At 66.8% G+C, this 24,306-nt stretch carries 23 protein-coding genes; 19 read left to right on the top strand and 4 right to left on the bottom strand.

Going from position 1 to position 24,306, the window contains the following annotated elements; all coding sequences use genetic code 11:
- The first annotated feature begins 8 nt into the window (after window positions 1–8).
- Both FBY28_RS13475 and FBY28_RS13470 read left to right on the top strand, forming a co-directional pair.
- The gene (locus FBY28_RS13475) at window positions 9–470 is read left to right on the top strand and encodes an acyl-CoA thioesterase (protein ID WP_141867516.1); all 462 of its coding nucleotides are present in this window, start codon (window positions 9–11) and stop codon (window positions 468–470) included.
- A gap of 74 nt (window positions 471–544) precedes the next feature.
- A complete protein-coding gene (locus tag FBY28_RS13470; RefSeq protein ID WP_141867514.1) occupies window positions 545–982 on the top strand; it encodes an SRPBCC family protein in 438 nt (145 codons plus the stop codon).
- 27 nt (window positions 983–1,009) lie between these two features.
- On the opposite strand, the gene FBY28_RS13465 is transcribed toward FBY28_RS13470, so the two are convergent.
- On the bottom strand, window positions 1,010–1,690 hold the full coding sequence (locus FBY28_RS13465) for a GntR family transcriptional regulator (protein ID WP_174241622.1): 681 nt from the start codon (window positions 1,688–1,690) through the stop codon (window positions 1,010–1,012).
- Window positions 1,691–1,904: 214 nt separating this feature from the next.
- Here FBY28_RS13465 and fadD5 point away from each other — a divergent pair, with 214 nt between their 5' ends.
- From fadD5 to FBY28_RS13385, 16 genes are all read left to right on the top strand, one after another.
- Window positions 1,905–3,479 carry a fatty-acid--CoA ligase FadD5 gene (fadD5, locus tag FBY28_RS13460; protein ID WP_141867510.1) on the top strand — a complete coding sequence of 525 codons (1,575 nt, stop codon included), beginning with the start codon at window positions 1,905–1,907 and terminating at the stop codon, window positions 3,477–3,479.
- Window positions 3,480–3,757: 278 nt separating this feature from the next.
- Window positions 3,758–4,555, top strand: coding sequence for an MlaE family ABC transporter permease (locus FBY28_RS13455; protein WP_030133966.1), 798 nt, complete (start codon window positions 3,758–3,760; stop codon window positions 4,553–4,555).
- A 7-nt stretch (window positions 4,556–4,562) separates the two neighbouring features.
- The gene (locus tag FBY28_RS13450) at window positions 4,563–5,432 is read left to right on the top strand and encodes an ABC transporter permease (RefSeq protein ID WP_019514186.1); all 870 of its coding nucleotides are present in this window, start codon (window positions 4,563–4,565) and stop codon (window positions 5,430–5,432) included.
- 2 nt (window positions 5,433–5,434) lie between these two features.
- Window positions 5,435–6,655, top strand: a complete 1,221-nt coding sequence (locus tag FBY28_RS13445) for an MCE family protein (protein WP_141867508.1) — start codon at window positions 5,435–5,437, stop codon at window positions 6,653–6,655.
- A 31-nt stretch (window positions 6,656–6,686) separates the two neighbouring features.
- Complete coding sequence (locus FBY28_RS13440) at window positions 6,687–7,718, top strand: MCE family protein (RefSeq protein ID WP_141867506.1); 1,032 nt, start codon at window positions 6,687–6,689, stop codon at window positions 7,716–7,718.
- A complete protein-coding gene (locus FBY28_RS13435) occupies window positions 7,715–9,298 on the top strand; it encodes a virulence factor Mce family protein (protein ID WP_141867503.1) in 1,584 nt (527 codons plus the stop codon). The genes FBY28_RS13440 and FBY28_RS13435 overlap by 4 nt, the downstream gene beginning before the upstream one ends.
- 8 nt (window positions 9,299–9,306) lie before the next feature.
- Window positions 9,307–10,944 carry a virulence factor Mce family protein gene (locus tag FBY28_RS13430; protein ID WP_141867501.1) on the top strand — a complete coding sequence of 546 codons (1,638 nt, stop codon included), beginning with the start codon at window positions 9,307–9,309 and terminating at the stop codon, window positions 10,942–10,944.
- Window positions 10,941–12,083 (top strand): virulence factor Mce family protein, encoded by a 1,143-nt coding sequence (locus tag FBY28_RS13425; RefSeq protein WP_019514191.1) that lies wholly within the window; start codon window positions 10,941–10,943, stop codon window positions 12,081–12,083. Before FBY28_RS13430 ends, FBY28_RS13425 begins: the two co-directional genes overlap by 4 nt.
- 3 nt (window positions 12,084–12,086) lie before the next feature.
- Window positions 12,087–13,640, top strand: coding sequence for an MCE family protein (locus FBY28_RS13420; protein WP_019514192.1), 1,554 nt, complete (start codon window positions 12,087–12,089; stop codon window positions 13,638–13,640).
- Entirely contained in the window at window positions 13,610–14,263 is a 654-nt protein-coding gene (locus tag FBY28_RS13415; protein ID WP_141867499.1) for an Rv1363c family protein, read from the top strand. Before FBY28_RS13420 ends, FBY28_RS13415 begins: the two co-directional genes overlap by 31 nt.
- Entirely contained in the window at window positions 14,260–15,237 is a 978-nt protein-coding gene (locus FBY28_RS13410; RefSeq protein ID WP_141867497.1) for an RDD family protein, read from the top strand. The genes FBY28_RS13415 and FBY28_RS13410 overlap by 4 nt, the downstream gene beginning before the upstream one ends.
- Entirely contained in the window at window positions 15,234–15,785 is a 552-nt protein-coding gene (locus FBY28_RS13405; protein WP_141867495.1) for an Rv1363c family protein, read from the top strand. The genes FBY28_RS13410 and FBY28_RS13405 overlap by 4 nt, the downstream gene beginning before the upstream one ends.
- Window positions 15,752–16,564: a mammalian cell entry protein gene (locus FBY28_RS13400; RefSeq protein ID WP_141867493.1), complete on the top strand. Its 813-nt coding sequence runs from the start codon at window positions 15,752–15,754 to the stop codon at window positions 16,562–16,564. Before FBY28_RS13405 ends, FBY28_RS13400 begins: the two co-directional genes overlap by 34 nt.
- A 23-nt stretch (window positions 16,565–16,587) precedes the next feature.
- A complete protein-coding gene (locus tag FBY28_RS13395; protein ID WP_141867491.1) occupies window positions 16,588–17,265 on the top strand; it encodes a YoaK family protein in 678 nt (225 codons plus the stop codon).
- A gap of 9 nt (window positions 17,266–17,274) precedes the next feature.
- Window positions 17,275–18,105 (top strand): SDR family oxidoreductase, encoded by an 831-nt coding sequence (locus tag FBY28_RS13390; RefSeq protein ID WP_141867489.1) that lies wholly within the window; start codon window positions 17,275–17,277, stop codon window positions 18,103–18,105.
- An 83-nt stretch (window positions 18,106–18,188) separates the two neighbouring features.
- Window positions 18,189–20,666 (top strand): PE-PPE domain-containing protein, encoded by a 2,478-nt coding sequence (locus tag FBY28_RS13385; RefSeq protein ID WP_141867487.1) that lies wholly within the window; start codon window positions 18,189–18,191, stop codon window positions 20,664–20,666.
- Between the two features lie 47 nt (window positions 20,667–20,713).
- Here FBY28_RS13385 and FBY28_RS13380 read toward each other — a convergent pair whose 3' ends face one another.
- On the bottom strand, window positions 20,714–21,796 hold the full coding sequence (locus FBY28_RS13380; RefSeq protein ID WP_216847670.1) for a phosphodiester glycosidase family protein: 1,083 nt from the start codon (window positions 21,794–21,796) through the stop codon (window positions 20,714–20,716).
- Between the two features lie 178 nt (window positions 21,797–21,974).
- Here FBY28_RS13380 and FBY28_RS13375 point away from each other — a divergent pair, with 178 nt between their 5' ends.
- A complete protein-coding gene (locus FBY28_RS13375) occupies window positions 21,975–22,253 on the top strand; it encodes a GlsB/YeaQ/YmgE family stress response membrane protein (RefSeq protein WP_141867483.1) in 279 nt (92 codons plus the stop codon).
- Here FBY28_RS13375 and FBY28_RS13370 read toward each other — a convergent pair.
- Window positions 22,246–23,550, bottom strand: coding sequence for a PQQ-dependent sugar dehydrogenase (locus FBY28_RS13370; RefSeq protein WP_141867481.1), 1,305 nt, complete (start codon window positions 23,548–23,550; stop codon window positions 22,246–22,248). The two genes, FBY28_RS13375 and FBY28_RS13370, sit on opposite strands and share 8 nt — an antisense overlap.
- Window positions 23,531–24,292 carry a pirin family protein gene (locus FBY28_RS13365; RefSeq protein ID WP_141867479.1) on the bottom strand — a complete coding sequence of 254 codons (762 nt, stop codon included), beginning with the start codon at window positions 24,290–24,292 and terminating at the stop codon, window positions 23,531–23,533. The genes FBY28_RS13370 and FBY28_RS13365 overlap by 20 nt, the downstream gene beginning before the upstream one ends.
- Window positions 24,293–24,306 lie beyond the last annotated feature (14 nt).

Raw genomic sequence — 24,306 nt, 5'->3', positions numbered from 1 at the left:
CTTGCCGCATGGAGTACACGAGCGCGGACTTCGGAGTTCACTGGCCGGTGCAGACCAGGTGGACCGACAACGACATGTTCGGACACCTCAACAATGCCGTGTACTACCAACTCTTCGACACCGCCATCAACGCCTGGATCGGACGCAGCGCCGGTGTCGACGCGATGGCCGCACCGTGGCTGGCGGTGGTCGCCGAATCGAGTTGTCGCTACTACGCCGAACTGCAGTTCCCTGCCGACCTGGTGGTCGGTCTTGCGGTAACCCGGTTGGGCAACAGCAGCGTCACCTATCGCACCGGACTGTGGGCGCCAGGGGATGCACGGCCCGCCGCGGTGCTGGATGCGCGGCCCGCCGCGGTCGGCTCCTGGGTACACGTCTACGTCGACCGTCTGACCCGACGCCCGGTACCCATCCCGGAAGCCGTACGCGCCCTGCTGCAGTCGGCTGTTCATGACGCGACGCCCGACTGACAGGGCGGCTGATTGGGCGGCTGATTCGGCGGCTGATACGGCTGAGCCATTCGCCGACTCGCTATGCTCGCCCGATGCCGATCGTCAGCAAGACCGTCGAGGTCGCCGCACCCGCCGCCACCATCATGGCGATCGTGGCCGACTTCGAGGCTTACCCGCAGTGGAACGAAGAGGTCACCGGCGCGTGGATCCTGGCCCGCTATGACGACGGCCGGCCGAGCCAGCTGCGGCTGGACACCAAGATCCAGGGCATGGAGGGCAGCTACATCCAGGCCGTCTACTACCCCGCCGACGGACAGATCCAGACCGTGATGCAGCAGGGCAATCTGTTCTCCAAGCAGGAGCAGCTCTTCGCCGTCGTCGACATGGGCCCGGCCAGCCTGTTGACCGTCGATATGGACGTCGAGGTCGATATGCCGGGCGTTCCGGCGATGATGATCAAGAAGGTCGTCAACGATGCGCTGGAGCACCTGGCGAACAACCTGAAAAAGCGCGCCGAGCAGCTGGCCTGACGCTCACTCCGGCTCGAAAGGCGCGGGTCAGGTCCACAGCCCGAGGCTGTCGAGCAGGGTGGTCAGCCGCCGCGCCCCGTCGTCGAATTGGCTGCGGGTCAGTCGCACCACCTCGTCGACCTCGCGGCGACGCATGGCCGCGGTCAGTTGTCGGTGGTTGACCACCGCGTCCTGCCCCCACGTCGGGTCGGAGGCGTAGATGTGCGGTGGCAGGTAGCGCGCGGCGTGCAGCAGGAACCAGGCCAGCTTCATCCGATTGGTCGTCCGGTTGAACGCGCGATGGAAGTGGAACTCCGCGCGGGCTATCGGTTCCACCTCTCCGCCGCGGACGGCCGCGTCCAAGTCCTCGGTGAGCCGCTCCAGCTCATCGATATCGGCATCGGTGGCCCGCCGGGCGGCCGTCGCGGCCAACTCCGCGGCGATGGCGCCCTGCAGCCAGAAGATGTCGGCGATGTCATCGCGGGTGAACGGTGACACCATGTGCCCCCGGTGCGGTTCCAGCTGCACCATGCCCTCGCCGCGCAGGGTCCGCAGTGCCTCGCGGACCGGGGTGATGCTGACACCGAGCTGGGCGGCGGTCTCGTCGAGCCGCACGAAGGTGCCCGGCCGCAGCGTTCCCGACATGATCGCGACCCGCAGATAACCGGCCACCTCGTCGGAGAGCTGTTCGCGGCGGCGGGCGGGACCCAGTTTGGCGGGTGCGTTCATGCGGGTGCGCTGGGTCCTTTCCGACGGTCTCGGGCGCCGGTTCATCGCGGCGGTGAAAAGCTTGTCCAGAAGCGGGTCGGCGTCATAGTGTGATCTCGACGACATAATGTTTGATCAAATATCAACATTGCGCAAGCGTGTTGCGCGGCCGCCGACCGAAAGAGCCTCTGCAGTGACAGTCCAGTCCGCAACTCAGCCCGCCACTCAGTCCGTGATGCCTACCGAACAGCCCTATCTGGCCAGGCAGCAGAACTGGTCCAATCAGCTCTCCCGCCATGCGCTGATGCAGCCGGACAAGACCGCGCTGCGTTTCCTCGGTCAGACCACCACCTGGGCCGACCTGGACCGGCGGGTCGATGCGCTGGCCGCCGCATTGCACGAGCGCGGTATCACCGCCGGTGACCGCGTGCTCATCCTGATGCTCAACCGACCCGAGTTCATCGAGTCCTTCCTCGCGGCCAACCGGCTCGGAGCGATCGCGGTGCCGGTGAACTTCCGGATGACCCCACCCGAGATCGCCTTCCTGGTCAGCGATTGCGCGGCACGGGTGGTGGTCACCGAATCGGTGCTCGCGCCGGTGGCCACCGCGGTTCGCGACCTGGACTCGACCCTGAGCACCGTCATCGTCGCCGGGGCGGGCACCGAGGACGGTGTCCTCGGATACGACGATCTGCTGGCCGAGCAGAACCCGCCGCCCGGGCCGGTAGATGTCCCGAACGATTCGCCCGCGCTGATCATGTACACCTCGGGCACCACCGGGCGACCCAAGGGTGCGGTGCTGACCCACACCAACATCAGCGGGCAGTCACTGACCCACCTGTTCACCAACGGTGCCGACCTCAACCACGATGTCGGCTTCATCGGTGTGCCGCTGTTCCATATCGCCGGTATCGGGAACATGATCCCGGGCCTGCTGCTGGGCAGGCCGACGGTGGTCTATCCGCTCGGCGCGTTCGATCCGGGTGCGCTTCTGGACGTGCTGGAGGCCGAAGAGGTCACCGGTATCTTCCTGGTCCCCGCGCAGTGGCAGGCGGTCTGCGCCGCCCAACGCGCGCAGCCGAGGAACCTCAAGCTGCGGGTGTTGTCCTGGGGCGCGGCGCCGGCCTCCGATACGTTGCTGAAGGATATGGCGCAGACCTTCCCCGGCGCCAACATCCTGGCCGCCTTCGGCCAGACAGAGATGTCGCCGGTGACGTGTATGTTGTTGGGCGAGGACGCAATTCGCAAACTCGGCTCGGTGGGCAAGGTCATCCCGACGGTCTCGGCGCGCATCGTCGACGAGGATATGAACGACGTGCCGGTCGGCGAGGTCGGCGAGATCGTCTACCGGGCACCCACCCTGATGGCCGGTTACTGGAACAACCCGAAGGCCACCGCAGAATCGTTTGCCGGGGGCTGGTTCCACTCGGGGGACCTTGTGCGCCAGGACGACGAGGGTTACATCTGGGTGGTCGACCGTAAGAAGGACATGATCATCTCCGGCGGCGAGAACATCTACTGCGCCGAGGTCGAGAACGTCTTGGCTGCTCATCCGGCCATTGCCGAGGTCGCCGTGATCGGCCGGCCGCACGAGAAGTGGGGCGAGGTTCCGGTCGCCGTGGTTGCTCTGGCGGCGCGGTCCGGCGAGCCGCCCGAGAGCGCTCTGACGCTTGCCGAACTCGACGATTTCCTCACCGAGAGGTTGGCTCGATACAAGCACCCCAAGGCCCTGGAGATCGTCGAGGCGTTGCCCCGCAATCCGTCGGGCAAAGTGCTCAAGACCGAACTACGAACCATGTTCGGCAGCTGAGCGAAGATTGACGCGGGCGAAAGGCGTGTCGAGCCAACGGGTTTACCACAGAACCCGGTGTCTCGCCGCCGAGATCGAATTTGCTAACAGTTGCGATATGAATAGAGCCGATGCGTCACCTGCCTGGTCACCGATCGGGTACAGTCCTGTGGTCCGAGTTACTACCGACCGGTAGGTAGGGCGATGTCACAGGTCATGGAGACGGGGCTCCGCGAGAGTAGAGGAGGGGGCGTGCAGCTAGTTCCGCCGCACTTGGAACTCGCCTCGGTGGTCACGCTGTGACGGCGGGCAACGGCCTGGTCGACTACGTCAAGGACCAGTTGGACAAACCGCTGACCATGGTCGGCGGCTTCTTCAAGATGTGCGTCCTGACCGGCAAAGCGCTCCTCACGAGGCCCTTCCAGTGGAAGGAATTCATCCTTCAGAGCTGGTTTCTGATCCGGGTCGCCTTCCTGCCCACGCTGGCGGTCTCCATCCCGCTCACCGTGCTCATCATCTTCACGCTGAACATCCTGCTCGCCGAATTCGGCGCGGCCGACGTCTCCGGTGCCGGCGCCGCCCTCGGCGCTGTCACCCAGCTGGGACCGCTGGTGACGGTGCTCGTCGTCGCCGGCGCCGGGTCCACCGCCATCTGCGCCGACCTCGGTGCGCGCACCGTCCGCGAAGAGATCGACGCCATGGAGGTGCTGGGGATCGACCCCATCGAGCGACTGGTGGCCCCCCGCGTGGTTGCCGCCACGTTCGTCGCCTTCCTGCTCAACGGCGCGGTGATCACCATCGGCCTCGTCGGCGGGTACTTCTTCGGTGTCTACATCCAGAACGTCAACGCCGGCGCCTACGTCGCGACGCTGACGCTGCTCACCGGCTTCCCCGAGGTCATGATCTCGGTCATCAAGGCCACCCTGTTCGGTCTGATCGCCGGGCTGGTGGGCTGCTACCGCGGGCTCACCGTGGCGGGCGGTTCCAAGGGTGTCGGCACCGCGGTCAACGAGACGCTGGTGCTGTGCGTCGTCGCGTTGTTCGCGGTGAACGTCGTGCTGACGACGATCGGTGTCCGGTTCGGGACGGGAGGCTAGGCCGCGCATGAGTACAGCCGCAGTTCTACGGTCCCGGTTCCCCCGGGCGTTCGACCGCACCCGCGGATACGCCGGCGCGCCCGGCCGATTCCTCGACAGCATCGGCCACGTCGCCTGGTTCGTGGTGCAGGCGGTCGGGCACCTGCCGCATGCGTTCAAGCACTACCGCCGCGAGTCGCTGCGCCTGGTCGCCGAGATCGGCATGGGCACCGGTGCCATGGCCGTCATCGGCGGCACCGTCGCGATCATCGGATTCGTCACCCTCTCGGCGGGCTCGCTGATCGCCATCCAGGGTTTCGCGTCACTGGGAAATATCGGCGTCGAGGCCTTCACCGGCTTCTTCGCCGCCCTGGCCAACATCCGCGTCGTCGCCCCGGTGGTCACCGGCCAGGCGATGGCCGCCACCGTCGGCGCGGGAGCCACCGCCGAGCTCGGCGCCATGCGCATCAGCGAGGAGATCGACGCGCTGGAGGTGATGGGCATCAAGTCCATCTCGTATCTGGTGTCCACCCGCCTGATGGCCGGGGCCATCGTCATCGTCCCGCTCTACGCGATGGCCATCCTGCTGTCGTTCCTGTCCGCCCAGTTGGTCACCACGGTGTTCTACTCGCAGTCGGTCGGCACCTACGAGCACTACTTCCACACGTTCCTGCGGGTCGATGACGTCATGTGGTCGTTCCTCGAGGTGATCATCATGTCGATCATCATCATGTTGAACCACTGCTACTTCGGTTTCTTCGCCAGTGGCGGCGCGGTGGGTGTCGGTGAGGCGGTCGGTCGCTCGATGCGCACCTCACTGATCGCGATCGTGCTGGTCGTCCTGCTCGCCTCGTTGGCGCTCTACGGCACCGACCCGAACTTCAACCTGACGGTGTAGCCATGACCCAGCCCTCCGCACCACTGGTCAAGCCGAAGACGCCGCCCTACAAGGTCGCCGGTGTCGTTCTGCTTCTCGTGTGCGCACTCGTCCTTACCCTGACCTGGTTGCAGTTCCGCGGCTACTTCGAGAAGCGCGTGCAGCTGACGGTCATGGCCGAGCGGGCGGGCCTGGCGATGGATCCGGGATCGAAGGTCACCTTCAACGGTGTGCCGATCGGGCGGCTGGCCGAGTCCGGCGTCGTCACCGTCGGTGACGTCCCGCAGGCCAAGCTGACCCTCGACGTCGACCCGAAGTACCTGTCGCTGATCCCGGCCAACGTGCAGGCAGAGCTGCGTGCCACCACGGTCTTCGGCAACAAGTACATCTCCTTCCTCTCGCCGCCCGATCCGTCGGCGCAGCGACTGTCCGGTGGGGACACCGTGCAGGCCACCGCTACCACCACCGAGTTCAACACGCTGTTCGAGACGATCATGAAGATCGCCCAGCAGATCGACCCGGTGAAGCTGAACCAGACGTTGACTGCGGCGGCCCAGGCGCTCGACGGGCTCGGCGACAAGTTCGGACAGTCGCTGGTCGACGGCAACGACATCCTTGGCGAGCTGAATGCGCGGATGCCGCAGATCCGTCGGGACGTGACGGGGCTGGCCAATCTGGCCGATGTGTACTCCGACGCCGCACCGGACCTGTTCGACGGTCTGACCAACGCGGTGACCACCGCGCAGACACTCAACGCCGAGCAGGGCAATATCGACCAGGCGCTGATGGCCGCGGTCGGATTCGGCAACACCGGCGCCGACATCTTCGAGCGTGGCGGCCCGTACCTGGTCCGCGGCGCCCAGGACCTGCTGCCCACCTCCAAGCTGCTGGATTACCACAGCCCGGCGCTGTTCTGCACCATCCGCAACTACCACGACAGCGCCCCGAAGCTGGCCGATGCCCTCGGCGGTAACGGCTACTCGTTGCGTACCAAGTCGTCGGTGGTCGGTGTGGGCAACCCGTATGTGTTCCCCGACAACCTTCCTCGCGTCAATGCCACCGGCGGACCGGGCGGACGCCCGGGGTGTTGGCAGCCGATCACCCGTGACCTGTGGCCGATGCCGTACCTGGTGATGGACACCGGTGCCAGCCTCGCGCCGTACAACCATTTCGAACTCGGACAGCCGATCATGCAGGAATACGTCTGGGGACGCCAGGTGGGGGAGAACACGATCAACCCATGAGCGACGCGATTATTCGACAGGTGCGTATCCCATGAGCATCAAGGGAACCCTCTTCAAGCTGGGCGCCATCTCCGCGGTGCTGCTGACCTTCACCGCGGTCATCTTCGTGGTGTTCGCCCAACTGCGGTTCGACCGCACGACGGGATATTCGGCGATCTTCGAGAACGCCAGCGGCCTGCGCACCGGCCAGTTCGTGCGCGCCTACGGCGTCGAGGTCGGCAAGGTCGAGGGCGTCACCCTCATCGACGGTGGGCAGCGGGTACGGGTCGACTTCGAGGTCGAGCGCAACCTGCAACTGTTCTCCGAAACCACCGCTGCCATCCGGTATCTGGACCTGATCGGCAACCGCTACGTGGAACTGCGACGCGGTGACAGCAATACCGTGCTACCCGCCGGCAGCACCATCCCGCTGGAGCGCACCGAGCCGGCGCTGGACCTCGACGCGCTCGTCGGTGGCTTCCGTCCGTTGTTCAAATCCCTTGACTCCAACAAGGTCAACAACATCGCGAACTCGATCATCACGATCTTCCAGGGCCAGGGCGGCACCATCAACAACATCCTGGACCAGACGGCCGAGTTGACCTCGGCACTGGCCGACCGTGACCAGGCGATCGGCGAGGTGATCACCAACCTCAACACCGTGCTGGACACCACGGTCAAACACCAGAAGCAGCTCGACGACACCCTGGTGAACTTCGAGGCGCTGATCACCGGACTGAAGAACCGGGCCGATCCGATCGGTGCGTCGGTGGCCGATATCAGCGATGCGGCAGGGTCGTTGTCGGACCTGCTGGCCGACAACCGACCGTTGCTGCGTGATTCGTTGGGCTACCTGGAGACCATCCAGCAGCCGCTGGTCGACCAGCTGGACCAGGTCGACGACATCGTGCAGAAGATCCCGGCCTCGCTGAAGATCATCGGCCGCGCCGGTGGCATCTACGGTGACTTCTTCAACTTCTACGCCTGCGATCTCTCCCTGCGGCTCAACGGTCTTCAGCCGGGTGGGCCGGTCCGCACGGTGCGGGTCACCACCCAGCCGACGGGAAGGTGCACCCCCCAATGAGGACCATCCAGGGCAACGACCGGATCCGCAAGGGTCTGATGGGCGTGGTGACCGTGGCACTGGTCATCGGCGTCGGCTCCTCCATCACCACCGTGCCGATGCTGTTCGCGGTGCCGGAGTACTACGCCCAGTTCAACGACACCGGCGGTCTCAACGTCGGTGACAAGGTGCGCATCGCCGGCGTCGACGTCGGGACCGTGCAGAGCATGGAGATCGAGGGCGACCGCGTCGAGATCGGCTACACCCTCGGCGGGATGCAGATCGGCACCGAGAGCCGGGCCGCGATCCGTACCGATACGGTGTTGGGCCGCAAGAACATCGAGATCGAGCCCCGCGGTGACGAGATCCTCGAACCGCGTGGTTTCCTGCCCGTCGAACAGACCCAGACGCCGTATCAGATCTACGACGCGTTCCTCGACGTCACGCAGGGCACGGCGGGCTGGGATACCCAGGCGGTCAAGCAGTCCCTGAACGTGCTGTCCGAGACGGTCGACCAGACCTACCCGCACCTGAGTGCGGCCCTGGAAGGGGTGCAGCGGTTCTCCGACACCCTCGGCCAGCGCGACGAGCAGCTCAAGCAGTTGCTCGCCAACGCCAACAAGATCGCCACCGTGCTCGGTGACCGCAGCGGCCAGGTCAACGCCCTGCTGGTCAACGCGCAGACCCTGTTGGCCGCGGTCAACGAGCGCAGCTATGCGGTGAACATGCTCCTTGAGCGGATTTCGGGTGTGTCCCAACAGGTTTCCGGATTGATCCAGGACAACCCGAATCTGAACAAGGTGCTGACCCAGCTCAACACCATCAGCGACACGCTCAACGAACGTAAGCAGGACCTCGCCGACACGCTGTCCATCGCGGGCAAGTTCATCACCTCCCTTGCCGAGGCGTTGGCGTCGGGCCCGTACTTCAAGGTGATGCTGGCCAACCTGCTGCCGCCGACCCTGTTGCAGCCCTTCGTCGACGCCGCCTTCAAGAAGCGCGGCATCAACCCGGAAGAGTTCTGGCGCAATGCGGGACTGCCGGCCTTCCAGTTCCCCGATCCCAACGGGCAGCGGTTCGAGAACGGCGCCCCGCCGCCCGCACCGCAGGTGACCGAGGGCACCCCGGAGTTCCCGGGCCCCGCCGTCCCGCCCGGATCGCCGTGCTCGTACACCCCGCCCGCCGACGGCCTGCCCCGCCCGGGCAATCCGCTGCCGTGCGCACAGCTCAGCCAGGGACCCTACGGTCCGGTGCCCGGCGGGTTCGCCCCGCCGGTGGGCGTGCAGACCTCGGATCCGAACGTGCACGGACTCGGACCGACACCGGGGGTCCCGAGTGCCGGCATCCCCGGCCAGTTGCCGCCGAACGTGCCGGGCACACCGGTGCCGTTGGTGCCGGGCCCGCCCGGAGCGCGCACCGTGCCGGTCGGTCCGCCGGGGGCTCCGGCCCCGCCGGGGCCGATCCCGAGCCGCGCGCCGCTGCCGCCGCCGCTGCCGGGACCGCCGCCGCCACCGGGACCCGGTGAGCAGCTCTCGCCGGCGGGCACCGCGCCGCTGCCCGGCAATCCGCCGTTCCTCCCGCCCAATTCGCAGGAAGGGTAGGGCGCCGCATGTCGACGATCTTCAACATCCGCAACGTCAAGCTGCCGCAGCTTTCCAAGGCGAGCGTCATCCTCGGCGTGATCGTGCTCGTGGTCGCCGTCGGTGCCGCCGCCGTCGGGTGGAATGTGTACAAGAAGCTGACCACCACCACGGTCACCGCCTACTTCCCGCAGACGCTGGCGCTCTACCCCGGCGACAAGGTGCTCATCATGGGCGTCAAGGTCGGGGCCATCGATTCCATCGAGCCCCAGGGCGACCGGATGAAGGTCGTGCTGCACTGGGACAGCAAGTACAAGGTGCCCGCGGACGCCAGTGCCTCCATCCTGAACCCGTCGCTGGTGGCCTCCCGCGTCATCCAGCTCTCCCCGCCCTACACCGGCGGTGAGGCGATGCAGGACGGCGCGGTCATCGACGAGGACCGCACGCAGGTCCCGGTCGAGTACGACCAGCTGCGCGACCAGATCACCCGGTTGCTGGCCGATCTGGGCCCCACACCCGAGCAGCCCAAGGGCCCGTTCGGCGATATCGTCGAATCGTTCGCCGACGGTTTCGAGGGCAAGGGCGAGCAGTTCAACAAGACGCTCACCGGCCTCTCGGACGCACTGACCGCCCTGAACGAGGGCCGCGGTGACTTCGTCGGCATCGTCAAGAGCCTCGCAGTGTTCGTCAACGCGCTGCACAAGAGCGATCAGCAGTTCGTGGCGCTGAACAACGACCTGGCGCAGTTCACCAACTCGTTCACCAACACCGACCGTGAGGTCGCCAACGCGCTGGACGATCTGAACACGTTGCTGTCCACGACGAGGAAATTCCTCGACGAGAACGCGACCCCGCTGACCAACGACATCAACAACCTGTCGGATGTCACCACCGCGATCCTGCAGCCCGAGCCGCGTGACGGTCTGGAGACCGGTCTGCACGCCTACCCGAACCTGGTGGCCAACGTCGTCAACGTGGTCGCGCCCAACCAGGGTGGCATCGTCGGTCTTCCGGTGCTGCCCGGCGTCACCAACTTCTCCAATCCGCTGAACTTCATCTGCAGTTCCATCCAGGCCGGTAGCCGGATGGGTTACCAGGATTCCGCGGAGCTCTGCGCGCAGTACCTGGCGCCGATCATGGACGCGATCAAGTTCAACTACCTGCCGTTCGGTACGAACCTGGCGGCCGGTGCGATGACGCTGCCCAAGCAGATCGCCTACTCCGAGCCGCGGCTGCGTCCGCCCCCGGGGTACAAGGACACCACGGTGCCGGGCATCTTCTCCCGCGACACCCTGTTCTCGCACGGTAACCACGAGCCAGGCTGGATCGTGGCGCCCGGTATGCAGGGCGTCGAGGTGCAGCCGTTCACGGCGAACATGCTGACCCCGGATTCGTTGGCCGCGTTGCTCGGTGGCCCCGATATCGTGCCGCCGCCGGCACCGCCCGCCTTCGGTGTGCCCCCGGGCGGCAACCTGCCCGGCCCGCCGAATGCCTACAACCAGAACAATCCGCTACCCCCGCCGTGGTATCCGCAGCCCGGACCGCCGCCGGTACCGGCGCCGGGTGTCATCCCGGGTGATCCGCCGCCGGCCGTGCCCGTGGGGGCGCCGGCTGCACCGGCGGCCCCGGCGGGACCGGCGCTGCCGGCAGAGGCAGGTGCACGATGAAGCTGAAGAAGATCGCCACCCGTACGGTGGCGCTGGCCGTCGCCGGGTTGATGCTCACCGGGTGTGGACAGTGGCGGGGTATCGCCAACGTCCCGCTGCCCGGCGGCCCAGGCACCCAGAACGGCAGCACGACGATCTATATCCAGATGCCGGAGACGTTGGCGCTCAACGCCAACAGCCGGGTCCGGGTGGCCGATGTGTTCGTCGGCCGGGTGCGCAAGATCGAGCTGAAGAACTGGACGCCGCTGCTGACGGTGGACCTGGAGCCCGGTGTCGAGTTGCCCAAGAATGCGCTCGCGCGCATCGGGCAGACGTCGCTGCTGGGTTCCCAGCACGTCGAACTCGACGAGCCCGACGACCCGTCGCCGGAGAAGCTGCGCAACGGGGACACCATTCCGCTGGAGCGGTCCTCGGCGTTTCCCACCATCGAGCGGACGCTCGCCAGCATCTCGGGCATCCTGACCGGCGGCGGTATCCCGAACATCGAGGTGATCCAGAACGAGGTGAACGCCATCCTGACCGGGCGTTCCGGCGAGATCCGGGAGCTGTTGAACCGGCTGGACACCTTCACCTACGAGATGAACCAGCAGCGTGAGGATCTGACCCGCGCCATCGACTCGACCAACCGACTGCTGGGTATCGTCAGCAAGCGGACCGAGACCCTGGACCGCGTGCTCACCGAATTCCCGCCGCTGATCAAGCATTTCGCCGATACCCGGGATCTGTTCGCCGATGCGGTGACCTCGCTCGGCCGACTCAGTGCGACGGCCGACGAGACGCTGAGCAACACCAACGCGAATCTGAACACCAACCTGAAGAATCTGCAGCGTCCGCTGCGCGAGCTGGCCAAGGCCTCGCCGTATCTGGTCGGTGCGCTCAAGCTGCTGCTCACGGTGCCGTTCAACATCGAGAACATCCCGAAGGCGATCCGCGGTGACTACATCAACGTCTCGCTGACCATCGACCTGACGCTCAGTGCCATCGACAACGGCTTCCTGTCGGGTACCGGTATCTCGGGCATGCTGCGGGCACTGGAACAGGCCTGGGGCCGCGATCCGGCGACGATGATGCCGGATGTGCGGTTCACCCCCAACCCGAACAGTGCGCCCAACGGTCCGCTGATCGAAAGGTCGGAGTGAGCCATGCTGCTGACCCGAATGATCAAGACGCAGTTGCTCATCTTCGTCGTGCTGACGTTGGTGGCGCTGGTGGTGCTCTCGCTGGGCTATCTGCGGCTGCCGACCTATGCCGGCATCGGCATGTACCGGCTCTACGCGGACCTGCCGAACTCGGCCGGCCTGTACAAGACCGCCAACGTCACCTTCCGGGGCACCACGGTCGGCAAGGTGATCGAGGTCGAGCCGACCGAGACCGGTGCCAGGGTCACGATGGACATCAACAACGACACCCAGGTGCCCATCGACGCCAGCGCCGATGTGCACTCGGTATCCGCTGTCGGTGAGCAGTTCCTCGACCTCGTCTCCCCCGATAATGTGCCGCAGCACTTCAAGGACGGGGACACCATCACCAAGGGCACCGTGCCCGCCGAGGTGGGACCCGCCCTGGATTCCGCGCAGCGCGGCCTGGCCGCCCTGCCGGAGGAGAAGATCGGTGTCCTGCTCGACGAGACCGCCAAGGCCGTCGGCGGGCTCGGCCCGTCCCTGCAGCGCCTTGTCGACGCGACGCAGAACCTCGCCGGTGATTTCCGGGAGAACCTGCCCGCGCTGACCGATGTCGTCGACAACTCGGCACCGATCATCGAGTCCCAGGTGAATTCGGGTGACGCCATCTCGCGGTGGGCGGCCAACCTGAACACCATCAGCGCGCAGACCGCGGAGAAGGATGCCGCGCTGCGCAGCGGGCTGCAGCAGGCGGCCCCGACGGCCGATCAGCTCAACGCGGTCTTCGGTGACGTGCGTGAGTCGCTGCCGCAGACGCTGGCCAATCTCGAGATCGTCCTCGACATGCTCAAGCGGTACAACAAGAACGTCGAGCAGGTGCTGGTGGTGCTCCCGCAGGGTGCCGCGATCGCCCAGACGGCGACGATCTTCGCCCCGGAAGGTCTGCTGCACTTCGGTCTGGGAATCAATTCACCGCCGCCGTGCCTGACCGGCTTCCTGCCCGCATCGCAGTGGCGGTCACCGGCGGACACCAAGACCGAGCCGCTGCCGTCGGGGCTGTACTGCAAGATCCCGAAGGACGCACCCAACGCGGTGCGCGGCGCGCGTAACTACCCGTGCGTCGACGTCCCCGGCAAGCGCGCGGCGACCCCGCGGGAGTGCCGTGGCGAGGAGCCCTATGTGCCGCTGGGCACCAACCCCTGGTACGGCGATCCGAACCAGATCGTGGACTGCCCCGCTGCCGGCGCACGTTGCACCCGTCCGGTGAATCCCGGCCAGGTCATCCCGGCGCCGTCGATCAACAACGGGATGAACCCGCTTCCGGCCAGCCAGTTGCCTCCGCCGCAGACCACGCTGCCGACCAGTGACCCGCTCACCCCGCCTGGCCAGGGCACCGTCACCTGCAGTGGACAGCAACCCAATCCGTGCATCTACACTCCGGCAGCAGGTCCTGCCGCGGTGTACAACCCGTCCAGCGGTGAAGTGGTCGGACCCGACGGCGTCAAGTACTCCGTCAACAACTCGAGCAATCCAGGAGATAACGGATGGAAGGAGATGCTGGCACCAGCCGGCTGAACCCCACCGACGAAGAAACCAAGGCCGCCGAGTCCGCGGCCGACACCGATGAGGACACGGTCACCGACAGCGATATCGACACGGCCGGCAGCGCCGGTGCCGATGCCGGTTCGGGCACCGTTGCCGGACGACTCGGCAGCGGCTGGGTTGCCGCCATCGCGGTGGTCCTGATCGTCGCCGCCGCCGCCCTGACCGGTGTCGGTTATCTGTTGCTCCAGTGGAATGCGCGCAGTGACCAGATCGCCCGTGACGACGCGGTCGCCCTGCAGGCGGCCAAGGATTGCGTCATCGCCACCCAGGCACCGGATCTGGCATCGATGGGCGCGGCGCAGGGCAGGATCGTCGACTGCTCGACCGGCGACTTCGGCGCGCAGGCCGTCTTCTACAGCTCGATGATGATGGAGGCCTATCAGGCCGCCAATGTGCAGGTCGAGGTCGCCGATCTGCGGGCGGCGGTGGAACGCCACCACGATGACGGATCGGTCGATGTGCTGGTCGCCGTGCGGACCAAGGTGACCAACAGCGAAACCGCCGGCCAGGAGCAGGGGTATCGGCTGCGGGTCACCATGCAGCGCGCCGACGGCACGTACAAGATCGCCAATCTCGTGCAGGTCACCACGTGACGGCAGTCCTCGACGACGCGGTCGAGTTGGACCCGGCACCACAGGAGCCCCCGGCATCCTGGGGGGCTCGGGCGGCCGCGTTCGGTATCGACGTCCTGTTCGGTGTGGTGCTGATCGTGATCCTGGCGATGCTGGCCTGGACCGCACCGTTCCTCGGCGCGCTGTGGTGGGTTTACACCGGGCTGGCGGTGCTGACCGGACTGATCCTGATGGGCAACCGCTGGGTGCTGCCGGTGCGCACCGGCTGGACCGCGGGCCGCGCCGTCACCGGGATCCGGGTGTTCCGTACGTCCGGCGATCAGAGCCCGCCCGACACCGGCAGGCTGATGATCCGCGATCTCGCCCATCTGCTCGACACCGCCCTGCTGTTGGCGGGGTGGCTGTGGCCGTTGGTCGACCGTCGTCGCCGCACCTTCGCCGACCTGTTGCTGCGCACCGAGGTGCGCCGCGTGGGCGAGCCGGACCGCGATGTGCGCAGACCGGTGGCGATCGGCCTGATCGGCGTGGCGTTGGTCTGCGTCGGGGCGGCCACCGCAGGCTACTTCGTGGTGTACCGCGGTGACCGGGCGCTGGAGGATGCCCGCGGTCAGATCGCCGCTCAGGGCGCAGGCATCGTGGAGAAGATGCTGAGCTACAACCCCGATACCGCGGATCAGGATTTCGAGCGCGCCCGCTCGTTGGCCGCCGACAGCTACCGCCCGCAGTTGATCGCTCAGCAGGACGCATTGCGCAAGGCCCCGCTGGTGTCCAACGAGTACTGGTCGGTCAACAGCGCGGTCCTGGAGTCGCCTCCGCCGACGACGACCACCGCATCGATGTTGCTGGCCATGCAGGGCCAGCGCGGCAGCAATCCCGGTGCGATGCGGTTCATCACCGCGACCGTGCGGGTCGATTTCGTCAAGTCCGGTGAGCAGTGGCAGGTGCAGAACCTGTCGGTGCTGACCCGGCCCCAGATGCAGGCGAGCGGCGGATGAGCCCGCGCCGCATGGTCGATCCGGACCGGACCGAGTACTTCGTGGCACCGGAGCGCAGGCCGCTGCGCTGGGGTCTGCCTTTCGTGGCCGGGCTGGTCTCGGTGCTGATGGCCGCCGCGCTGGGCTTCGCCTCCTACCTGGTGGTCGGTCACGAATCGGACCGCCAGACCGCCATCCGCGATGCCGACGCCCTCGGCTACGTCCGCGCGTTCATGACCTCGTACACGACGCTCGATCCGTTCAACGCCAACGATTATGCCGACCGGATCAAGGCCGAAGGCACCGGTGAGTTCGAGACCACCTTCACCGAAAAACAGAACCAGATCGTGCTGCAGGTGGCCCGCCTGGAGCCGACCACCGGCACGGTGTTGGAGGCGGGTGTCCAACGGTGGAACGATGACGGAAGCGCCGATGTTCTGGTGGCCACCAAGATGACCAGCACCACGCCCGACGGCAAACAGACCATCGAGACCGGAAGTCGTTGGTTGGCAACGGCGATCAAGGAAGGACAGCAGTGGAAGATCAGCCGACTGATTCAGGTGATCTGACCACCGGGTCCGAGAGCGGGACCGAACCGGACACGCAGCCGAAGACCAAGTCGGAGCGCAAGCCGAAGGCCGGGCCGGACACCGAGTCGGACATCGGGCCGGAAATCGGGCCGGACAAGACGGCCGATGAGCCGTCCGACACCGAGAACGAGGCCGACACCGAGAACGACGCCGAGAACGAGGCCGACACCGAGAACGAGGCCGACACCGAGAACGAGGCCGAGACCGACGCGCAGGCCGAACCGGTGAAGGTGGCGCACCGGCCACCGGGTCGACGCGTCAAGATCCTGGCGGCCGTCGGCGCCATCGCCGTCGTCGCGGCCGCCGCATTCGCCGGTGCCACCGCCGCGCCCTATCTGGTCGACCGCGCGCAGGTGCAAATCAAACTGGATATCGCGGGCACCGCCGCCGATGCCATCAGCACCCTGTGGACCTATACCCCCGACGATATGGAGGCGTTACCGGACCGCGCCGCGAAGTATCTGGGCGGGGATTTCCAGGTCGAATACCGCAAGTACATCGACGCGATCGCCGCGCCGAACAAGCAGGCACAGGTGTCGAACAACACGCAGGTGCTCGGTGCCGCGGTCGAATCGATGGACGCGAACAACGCCTCGGCGATCGTCTACACCAATTCGGTGGCCACCAGCCCGGTGACCAAGAACATCCCGTCCCTGCGCTATCTGTCCTACCGACTGATCATGGAGAAGCACGGCACCCGCTGGCTCATCACGCAGATGGACGCCATCACGTCGCTGGACCTCACCCCCCGGCTGTGACGTCCGGGCTGTAGCGTCCGCACATGGAATCGCCGGTATCGCAGCGCCGCACGGTCATCGTGCTGTTGTTGCTGACGTTCTCGACCGGGCTGGTCGATGCGGTCAGTGTGTTGGTACTGGGACATGTGTTCGTCGCCAACATGACCGGCAACGTCATCTTCCTGGGATTCTGGTTCGTCCCGCATTCCGGTGTCGACGTGGCGGCGGCATTGGTCGCCTTCCTGAGCTTCGTAGCGGGCACGATGGTGGGCGGTCGGATGGTCCGTCACCTCGGCACGGTGCGCAGATGGATGTCGACGGCGTTGACCGTCGAGGTGCTGGCGTTGACGACGCTCGCCGCCCTGGCCGGTACCGGTGTGCTGCGCTACCACGACGACACCAAGTTGATCCTCATCGCCGGGCTGGCCGTCACCTTCGGGATCCAGAACGCCGCGGCCCGACAGTTCGGCATCGCCGAACTGTCCACCACGGTGCTCACCCAGACGATCGTGGGCATCGGCTTCGACAGCAGGCTCGCCGGCGGCACCGGCCAACGCGAGAAATTGCGCTACACGGTGGTCCTGACGATGTGTGCCGGCGCGGCGTTGGGCGCCACCTTGACGCTCTACGTCGTCGCACCCGTCATCGGTCTGGCAGCGGTCATGGTCGCGACGGCCGGTCTGGTCTTCGCGCTCGGACCGGATGTGGGCCAGCCCGGCTAGTCTGAGCCCATGCCCACAGTTCTGGTCACCGGAGCCGGCCGAGGAATCGGCCGGGTGATTGCCGAGCAGTTGGCCGTCGCGGGATGGGACGTCATTGCCGGCGTGCGCAATACCGTCGACGGCGCGATGCTGACGGCCACCCATCCACAGCGCATTTCATCGGTGATCCTCGATATCACCGACGCCGAGCACATCGCCGCCCTGGACGCCGCCCTGCCCGCGCGGCTGGACGCGGTCGTCAACAATGCCGGCATCGTCGTCGCCGGACCGGTGGAGACCGTGACCGCCGACCAGTGGCGTAAACAGCTGGAGGTCAACGTCATCGGTCAGCTCGCGGTGACGCAGGCCGTGCTGCCGAGGCTACGCCGCAGCCAGGGCAGGGTGCTGTTCATCTCCAGCGTGAACGGCCGGCTGTCCACACCGATGGTCGGCGCCTACGCCGCCTCCAAGTTCGCGCTCGAGGCGGCCGCTGATGCGCTGCGAATGGAGTTGCGGCCGTGGAGTATTCCGGTGGTGCTGATCGAACCGGCCCAGACCGACACCGATATGTGGCGCGGCGCGCCGGCGATGGTCGACGATGCGGAAGCGGCGTTGTCGCCGGAGTATCGGGCGCTCTATGCCCGGCACATCTCCGGTATGCGTAAGTCGGTACCGGTGTCCCAGCGGATGGCGGTGAATCCGAAGCGCGTGGCCGACGTCGTGATCAAGGCGCTCACCGAAAAGCGGCCTCGCGCACGCTATGCCGTAGGGGCCGGCCCGAAGCTCCAACTGGCTTTGCTGACACGGTTGCCGGCAACCGTCCGAGACCGCCTGCTGCGCAGCGTGATGCGCCAACCCTGATGGTTTCCTGAGCAAAAGCTTCAGACCGCACGTGAGGCGATGCTAAGTTCCTGCCCAGAACTCGTCGGGGAGGCATGGGATAAATGGCTGGCAAGCACCGCAGGACCGCACAGCGCGCCAAGCGGGTGGCAATGGTCACGGCGGCAACGGCGACGGCAACGGCGATGACGGTGGGGGCGGCCGCGCCGGCCCCGCTGCCCCGCCCCGAGGAGCACTACCTGCGGGTGGTGGAGCAACCGGTCGATCTGACCGCCGGAGTGAGTCCGTTCGGCCCGCCGGGCAGCCTGGCGGATCTCACCGGCGGCGCGGGCCGGATCGGTTATGACTCGCTGCAGGCGTTCATCGAGGCCTACGAACGGGCCATCGCCGGTATCAACATCGGCGGCGGGTTCGGGCTGAACATCGAGGATGTACTGAGCAAGATCCCGCTCGCGTTCCTCGACGACATCCTCGGTGCGGTGCCGATCGGGCTCGAACCGGTGCTGGCACCGATCCTCGGCGCGGCCACGCCGCTGTTGATCGGCATCCTGGACCTGCTGAACATCACCGATGCGCAGGGCAACATCACGCTCTCGGCGCTGCTGGGTCTGGTCGGACTGGACCTGTCGGCGCCGTTGAATCTGGCCGCTCTGAACATCCCCGGGGTCAACATCATCACCCCGGGTGAGCCGTTCACCCTGCTCAAGGCGCTGGTCGGGCTCGATATCGGGTGGACCCCCGGGACGGCGAATGCCGTTGCCGATGCCATCAATTCGACCTCCTACCTACAGGTCGGCGTGGAGACCCTGCTGGACTCCGTCCTGGGCCTGGCCGGTGCCGCCGTCGGACAGATACCGCTGCTGGGGCCGTTGCTCGAGGGAGTGACGGGCATCCTCATCGGCATCGACCTACCGGACCTGAGTCTGATGGACGTGCGGATCCCGATCGTCATCGGCTACGGCTTCGGGGCGATGGCCGCGGGTTCGGCCTACCAGCAGGTACTGGCTGACCTGGCCAACCAACCCCGGGTGGGTGGCGGTGGCGGGCCGCTGGGCAGCCTCACGCTGTTGCCGATGATCCTGGCCAACAATGTCGGTCGCGCAAACGGCGGCATGCTCGCCAGGTTCTACCCGTTGTTCGATCTGCTGGGCATCGACGTCCGCACACCCGATGTGGCAGCGACCAACGAGGGCGTGGGAATCCCGGTCCTGGGAACCGGGATCGAACTCGGCGCGGCCAACCTGGTGCCGATCAAGATCGATGCCACCGTGCAGTACCAGCCCTTCTCCGACTTCGCGGCCTGGCCGAATCCGGTGTCGCTGTTCAACAATCTGCTGGCGGGCACCATCGGTGCGTCCTACATCCTGCGCGGGGTGGATCTCGACAGCGCGCTGGACCAGATCCTCAGTGAGGTCGGCGATACCGTCGCCGGAGCGCTCGATCTGGGCAGCCCGCTGGACATCAACATCTATCTGACCCTGGCGACCAGGACGTTGCCGCTGCTGGAACCGCTGTACCTGATCGGCGATGTGCTCAACACCGTCAGTTTCGGCACCCTGGGCACGGTGGCCTACCGCCTGGCCAATGCGCTGTCACCGGCCCTGACCAGCCTGGTCAACCTCGGATACACCGATGTCGTGCGCAATGCCGACGGCACCTGGACCAGGACCCTGGACGAGGCGGGCAGTGCGACGCCGTTCATGTCCTTCCCCACGGTGGACTGGGGACAGGCCATGAACGATGTGTTCACGTCGTTGGTCAACGGTTTCCAGAAGGAGTTCTTCAGCGCCAACCCCACCGCAGCACCGCCCAACGTCCTGGAGAACCTGGGCAAGCTGATCCAAACCCTCACCGGTGGGCTCAATCTCGGCGGACTGCAGGCCGGCATCGATGCCCTGCTCGCCTCCGCGCAACCGGCCGGCCAGTCCGCCGATGCGCAGCGTGAGACAGCCGCCGGGCCCGGCGCCCTTCCCGACACCGATCCGTCGATGGTGACGTTGTCGGTGGATACCGGCGCGGCGGAGTCCGCCGGCAAACATGCCGCCGATCCCGGCGCGCCGATTCCCGAGGATTCGGGAGCCGAGCCCAAACATGCCGCGACAGAGGGTGAATCGGTCGACACCGGCGTGTTGACCGACGACGAGGTCACCGATGGCACCGGCGAGGTGACCGAAGAGGTGACCGAAGAGGAAGCCGCCGACGACGAGGTGATCGAGGACGTCACCGACGAGGAGGTGACCGAGGACGAGCTGACCGAGGACGAGGTGACCGACGACGAGGCGAGCAAGGATGTCGCCGCCCAGGCCACCCAAGACACCGAAGATGACACCGACGATCGGGAGATCGGTGCGCAGGACGAGCGGAAGTCGGCCGCCGAGGCGGATTCCGACGAGGGATCGGTCAGCCCGTTCGGTGGCCGCCGGGGCGCCTCGTCCGGCGTGACCACCGATCGCACGGCCACTGATCGCACCGCCACCGATCGCACGGCCACTGCGCCCGATGCGGATGCGAAGGGCGGCACCGCCGACCGTGATTCCGACCGCGCGGGTACGGGTTCGTCGGACAGCGCCGCGGCGGCCTAGCTGTCAGTGCACCCGTCCCGGGAGGGCTGGGCCGCGCGGGTGCGCCCTCAGTTGAAGGCCAACCAGCTCGGCAGGGCGCGTTCCTTGGAGTCGCAGAGCACCTGTTGGGTGTCACACGATCCCTTTGGCACGCCGGCGCCGGCCCACATGCCACCGGTGTCGCGGCGCAGCACGATCGCCGACGAGCCGCCGCCGTCGAGCAGGATGGCGGTATCAGATCCCAGGCCGCGGAACAGATCCTGGATCTGATCGGGGGTGTAGCTGCCGCCCTGGAAAACGTAGAACTCGTCGCGGTCGCGGACGTAACCCAGCGCCGTGCGGGCCGCCGACGGCCCGGGATCGTTCATCTGACCGGTGTCGCCGGGTGCCAGCAGCCCGAGGCCCGCGACGGCGACGAAGCGGGTGCCCTTGCTGATCAGATCAGTGATGACCGGGGTGGCCGCATCGAAATCGTCGGCCGAACGTGGCATCACCATGAACGGGGTGCCCGAGGTCGGCAGGATCATGGTGGCAAGGGGCGTCCAGATCTCGTTGCCCCCGGACAGGCCCTGTTTGCCTGCGTAGGCCAGGGTGCCGGTCAGGGGCAGGTTGAGCTTGCCGAGTCCGCGGGTGTTGTCGACGTAGGCGCCCAGCGGTGAACTGCATCCGGTCGTCTTCCATGACCCGCCCTGCTGCCCGCGGATATCGAAGAAGTTGGCGTTCACCGCAATCGTGGGCTGCCCGAGCGCCTGCCACGCGGCGATCGGGGTGTAGATCTCGGAGGCCTGGACCAGACCCTCACCGGTCCGGGCGCCCGGAGTGCGTTCGCAGCGCGCCTGATAGCCGTTGTGGGTGTCCACCAAGAGCCGAGGCGCCAACCGCTGTGAGGCGCCCTTGATGACCATCACGCGTCCGCCATTGCCCGCTTCATACCAACGACCGCCGGCGTCGAGCAACGGCGCGGGATACCCGCCGCCGAAGTTGTACACCAGATAGGAGCCCTTGGTGTTGGCGATCGCGGCGGCCAGCAAACTGCGGCCATCCGCCGCCGACGCGGTCGGCGCCCCGGTGCACGTTGCCACCGCCGCACCGACCGCGAGTGCGGCGGTACCAGCGAGGAAACGCCGGAGGCGGGGGACAACGGTGGGCACGGTCATTCCTTCTGAAGCGGGGTGCAGACGATCACTTTCAATCACAGCAGCAACGCTGTCAACTTTCGTCACAACCGCATCACGGTTGCGCATCGGGTTATCCGCTTGAGCGTCAGTGGCTTTGGGTACTCCTCTGCGCATCAGTCAACAGGCTGTGCCACGCGAGCTAGGAGCAGCAATGATCGGAACAATCCTCGGCGCCCTCATCGTCGGACTGATCGTCGGAGCGCTGGCGCGCCTCATCATGCCGGGAAAGCAGAACATCGGAATCCTGATGACCATCCTGCTCGGCGCGGCAGGTTCGCTCATCGGTAGCTGGGCGACCTACCAAATCGGCTACGCCAACTCCAATGGCGGCTTTGCCATCATCCCGTTCCTGGTCGGCATCGCGGTGGCAATCGTGTTGATCGCCATCTACGTCGGCGCCACCGGGCGGCGCGGCACACCGGTCAGGTAGGCGGGGTCAGGCGGTAGACCGCGTCGGCGTAGTCATCGGTGATGTACACCGAGCCATCGGGGCCGGTGACTGCGGCGACCGGTCTGCCCCAGCGCGACCCGTCGGCTTCCTGGAACCCGCCGACCAAGGTCTGCTGGTCGCCGAGTTCCCCGTCGCGCCAGGCGAAGTAGGACACCTCGGGGGGCTGTGGATTCTGCCGGTTCCACGAACCGTGCACGCCGATCAGCGCTCCGCTGTCGTACGGTGCCGGCAGTTGCCCGGTGGTGAAGCTCAGGCCCAGCGGGGCCGAATGCGCGGCGAGGCTCTGCTCGATGGGCGGTAGCGCGGCGCAGTCCAGCCGGACGCCGTCGGGGTTGGTCTGCACATCGCGGATCAGCGGCAGGTTCGCCGGACCCCCATCGGGATTGCAGTAGGGCCAACCCAGTTCGCGTCCGGTCGTCAGTTTGGCAACGGACTCCGGCGGGTTGTCGTCGACGTAGGCGGGATCGACCCGCCCGGTCGATGGATCGGCGATGTTGTCGCGATTGTTCACCGCGGTCCACACGGCGCCGTCGGGTGCGATGGCCAGCCCGGTCCCGTTGCGGACACCCGTCGAAAAGGGCTGGGCCACACCGCCCTCGGGTCCCACGCGCATGATCGTCGCTCGTGGGGGTGTCGCGGTGCGGTCCTGCTCGGAGATGTTGCCGGTGGACCCGATGGAGAAGTACACCGCACCGTCGGGTCCCACCGCGACGCTCTTGAGGGCATGAGAGTAGGCGCCGCGAAGGTCCGGGCTGCGCGCATCGGGCAGGTCCTCGACAACCACGCGCGACTCGACGGCCGCACCCTCGCGGTAGGAGTACGAGCTGACCCGGTGGCTCTCCGCGATGTACAGCCGGTCCGCGGCGAAGGTGATCCCGTGCGGCTGGGTGAGCCCGTCGAGCAGCACGGTCGCCTTGCCGTCCCGCATCGAAAGCACCTGTCCGGTACTGGGAATGGAGACAAGCAGAGCGCCGTCGGGTGCCCAGGCCATCAACCGGGGCTTGTCCGTGCGAGCCCAGACCGACAGTGTCCACCCCGCCGGGACCATCGCCCGGCGGGGCTCGTCGAACGGTGCGGTACGCATCCCGTCGGGCACCTCGACCGCCACCTCGGTCAGTTCCGCGGAGCGCGGTGCCGTCGGCGGTGCGCCCGAGGCGGTGGCATCGGCGGTGCCCGACTGCGCGGTGGTGGGTCCGGTATCGGTCGAGCACCCGGCGACCAGCGCGGCCCCCATCAGGGCGCAGGTGATCCGTTGGCTAACCTGCCAGACCGGCATGCATCTCCCAGAGCAGTATCTCAGACGGTTCGGACGCGGTGACCCGCTGACCGCCGGTTGCGGTGAGCCGGGCGGCATCGCCCTGCCCCAGTTCGCCGGCGCCCTCGAGGGTGATGGCACCGCGCGGCACGAACAGGTGTAGGTAGGGCGCCTGCGGCAGCTGTACCGTTTCACCGGCCTGCAATCGGGCGCCGTGCAGTGCGGCGTATTTGTTGCCGATCGTGATGGCGGACTGGTCGCGGTGCTCGGGCATCCCGGAGGCGATGGTGACCAGCCCACCGCGCAGGAGTTCGTCGTCGATCTCCAGCTGCTGGTAACCCGGGTCACGGCCGGACTCGTCGGGGACCACCCACATCTGCACGAAGTGCACCGGCTCGCTGTGGGTTTCGCTACCGGTCAGCCGCCACGAGTCGTTCTTCTCCGAGTGCAGGATGCCACGCCCGGCCGACATCCGTTGTGCCAGGCCTGGATAGATGACACCGGAGTTACCGGTCGAGTCCTGGTGGACCAACGAACCCTGCATGACCCAGGTGACGATCTCCATGTCCCGGTGCGGGTGGGTGTCGAATCCCTTCGCAGGGGCGACACGGTCGTCGTTGTTCACCAACAACAATCCGAAATGGGTGTTGGCCGGGTCGTAGTGGTCACCGAACGAGAACGAGTGCTTGGAGTCCAGCCACGAGATCTTCGTCGCGGCGCGGTCGGCGGCGGGCCGGATGTCCACGGATGCGGTGCGGGTCATCGATGCTCCTCGAT

The sequence above is a fragment of the Arthrobacter sp. SLBN-53 genome (assembly GCF_006715585.1).
GTDB classification, from domain to species: domain Bacteria; phylum Actinomycetota; class Actinomycetes; order Mycobacteriales; family Mycobacteriaceae; genus Mycobacterium; species Mycobacterium neoaurum_A.
This window is presented reverse-complemented; position numbering and strand designations above follow the sequence as displayed.

Bases quoted from the DNA above. Each gene is read 5' to 3' on its own strand.
- FBY28_RS13475 (WP_141867516.1), top strand. From the start codon at position 9: ATGGAGTACACGAGCGCGGACTTCGGAGTTCACTGGCCGGTGCAGACC.
- FBY28_RS13470 (WP_141867514.1), top strand. From the start codon at position 545: ATGCCGATCGTCAGCAAGACCGTCGAGGTCGCCGCACCCGCCGCCACC.
- FBY28_RS13465 (WP_174241622.1), bottom strand. From the start codon at position 1,690: ATGAACGCACCCGCCAAACTGGGTCCCGCCCGCCGCCGCGAACAGCTC.
- fadD5 (WP_141867510.1), top strand. From the start codon at position 1,905: ATGCCTACCGAACAGCCCTATCTGGCCAGGCAGCAGAACTGGTCCAAT.
- FBY28_RS13450 (WP_019514186.1), top strand. From the start codon at position 4,563: ATGAGTACAGCCGCAGTTCTACGGTCCCGGTTCCCCCGGGCGTTCGAC.
- FBY28_RS13445 (WP_141867508.1), top strand. From the start codon at position 5,435: ATGACCCAGCCCTCCGCACCACTGGTCAAGCCGAAGACGCCGCCCTAC.
- FBY28_RS13440 (WP_141867506.1), top strand. From the start codon at position 6,687: ATGAGCATCAAGGGAACCCTCTTCAAGCTGGGCGCCATCTCCGCGGTG.
- FBY28_RS13435 (WP_141867503.1), top strand. From the start codon at position 7,715: ATGAGGACCATCCAGGGCAACGACCGGATCCGCAAGGGTCTGATGGGC.
- FBY28_RS13430 (WP_141867501.1), top strand. From the start codon at position 9,307: ATGTCGACGATCTTCAACATCCGCAACGTCAAGCTGCCGCAGCTTTCC.
- FBY28_RS13425 (WP_019514191.1), top strand. From the start codon at position 10,941: ATGAAGCTGAAGAAGATCGCCACCCGTACGGTGGCGCTGGCCGTCGCC.
- FBY28_RS13420 (WP_019514192.1), top strand. From the start codon at position 12,087: ATGCTGCTGACCCGAATGATCAAGACGCAGTTGCTCATCTTCGTCGTG.
- FBY28_RS13415 (WP_141867499.1), top strand. From the start codon at position 13,610: ATGGAAGGAGATGCTGGCACCAGCCGGCTGAACCCCACCGACGAAGAA.
- FBY28_RS13405 (WP_141867495.1), top strand. From the start codon at position 15,234: ATGAGCCCGCGCCGCATGGTCGATCCGGACCGGACCGAGTACTTCGTG.
- FBY28_RS13395 (WP_141867491.1), top strand. From the start codon at position 16,588: ATGGAATCGCCGGTATCGCAGCGCCGCACGGTCATCGTGCTGTTGTTG.
- FBY28_RS13390 (WP_141867489.1), top strand. From the start codon at position 17,275: ATGCCCACAGTTCTGGTCACCGGAGCCGGCCGAGGAATCGGCCGGGTG.
- FBY28_RS13385 (WP_141867487.1), top strand. From the start codon at position 18,189: ATGGCTGGCAAGCACCGCAGGACCGCACAGCGCGCCAAGCGGGTGGCA.
- FBY28_RS13375 (WP_141867483.1), top strand. From the start codon at position 21,975: ATGATCGGAACAATCCTCGGCGCCCTCATCGTCGGACTGATCGTCGGA.
- FBY28_RS13370 (WP_141867481.1), bottom strand. From the start codon at position 23,550: ATGCCGGTCTGGCAGGTTAGCCAACGGATCACCTGCGCCCTGATGGGG.
- FBY28_RS13365 (WP_141867479.1), bottom strand. From the start codon at position 24,292: ATGACCCGCACCGCATCCGTGGACATCCGGCCCGCCGCCGACCGCGCC.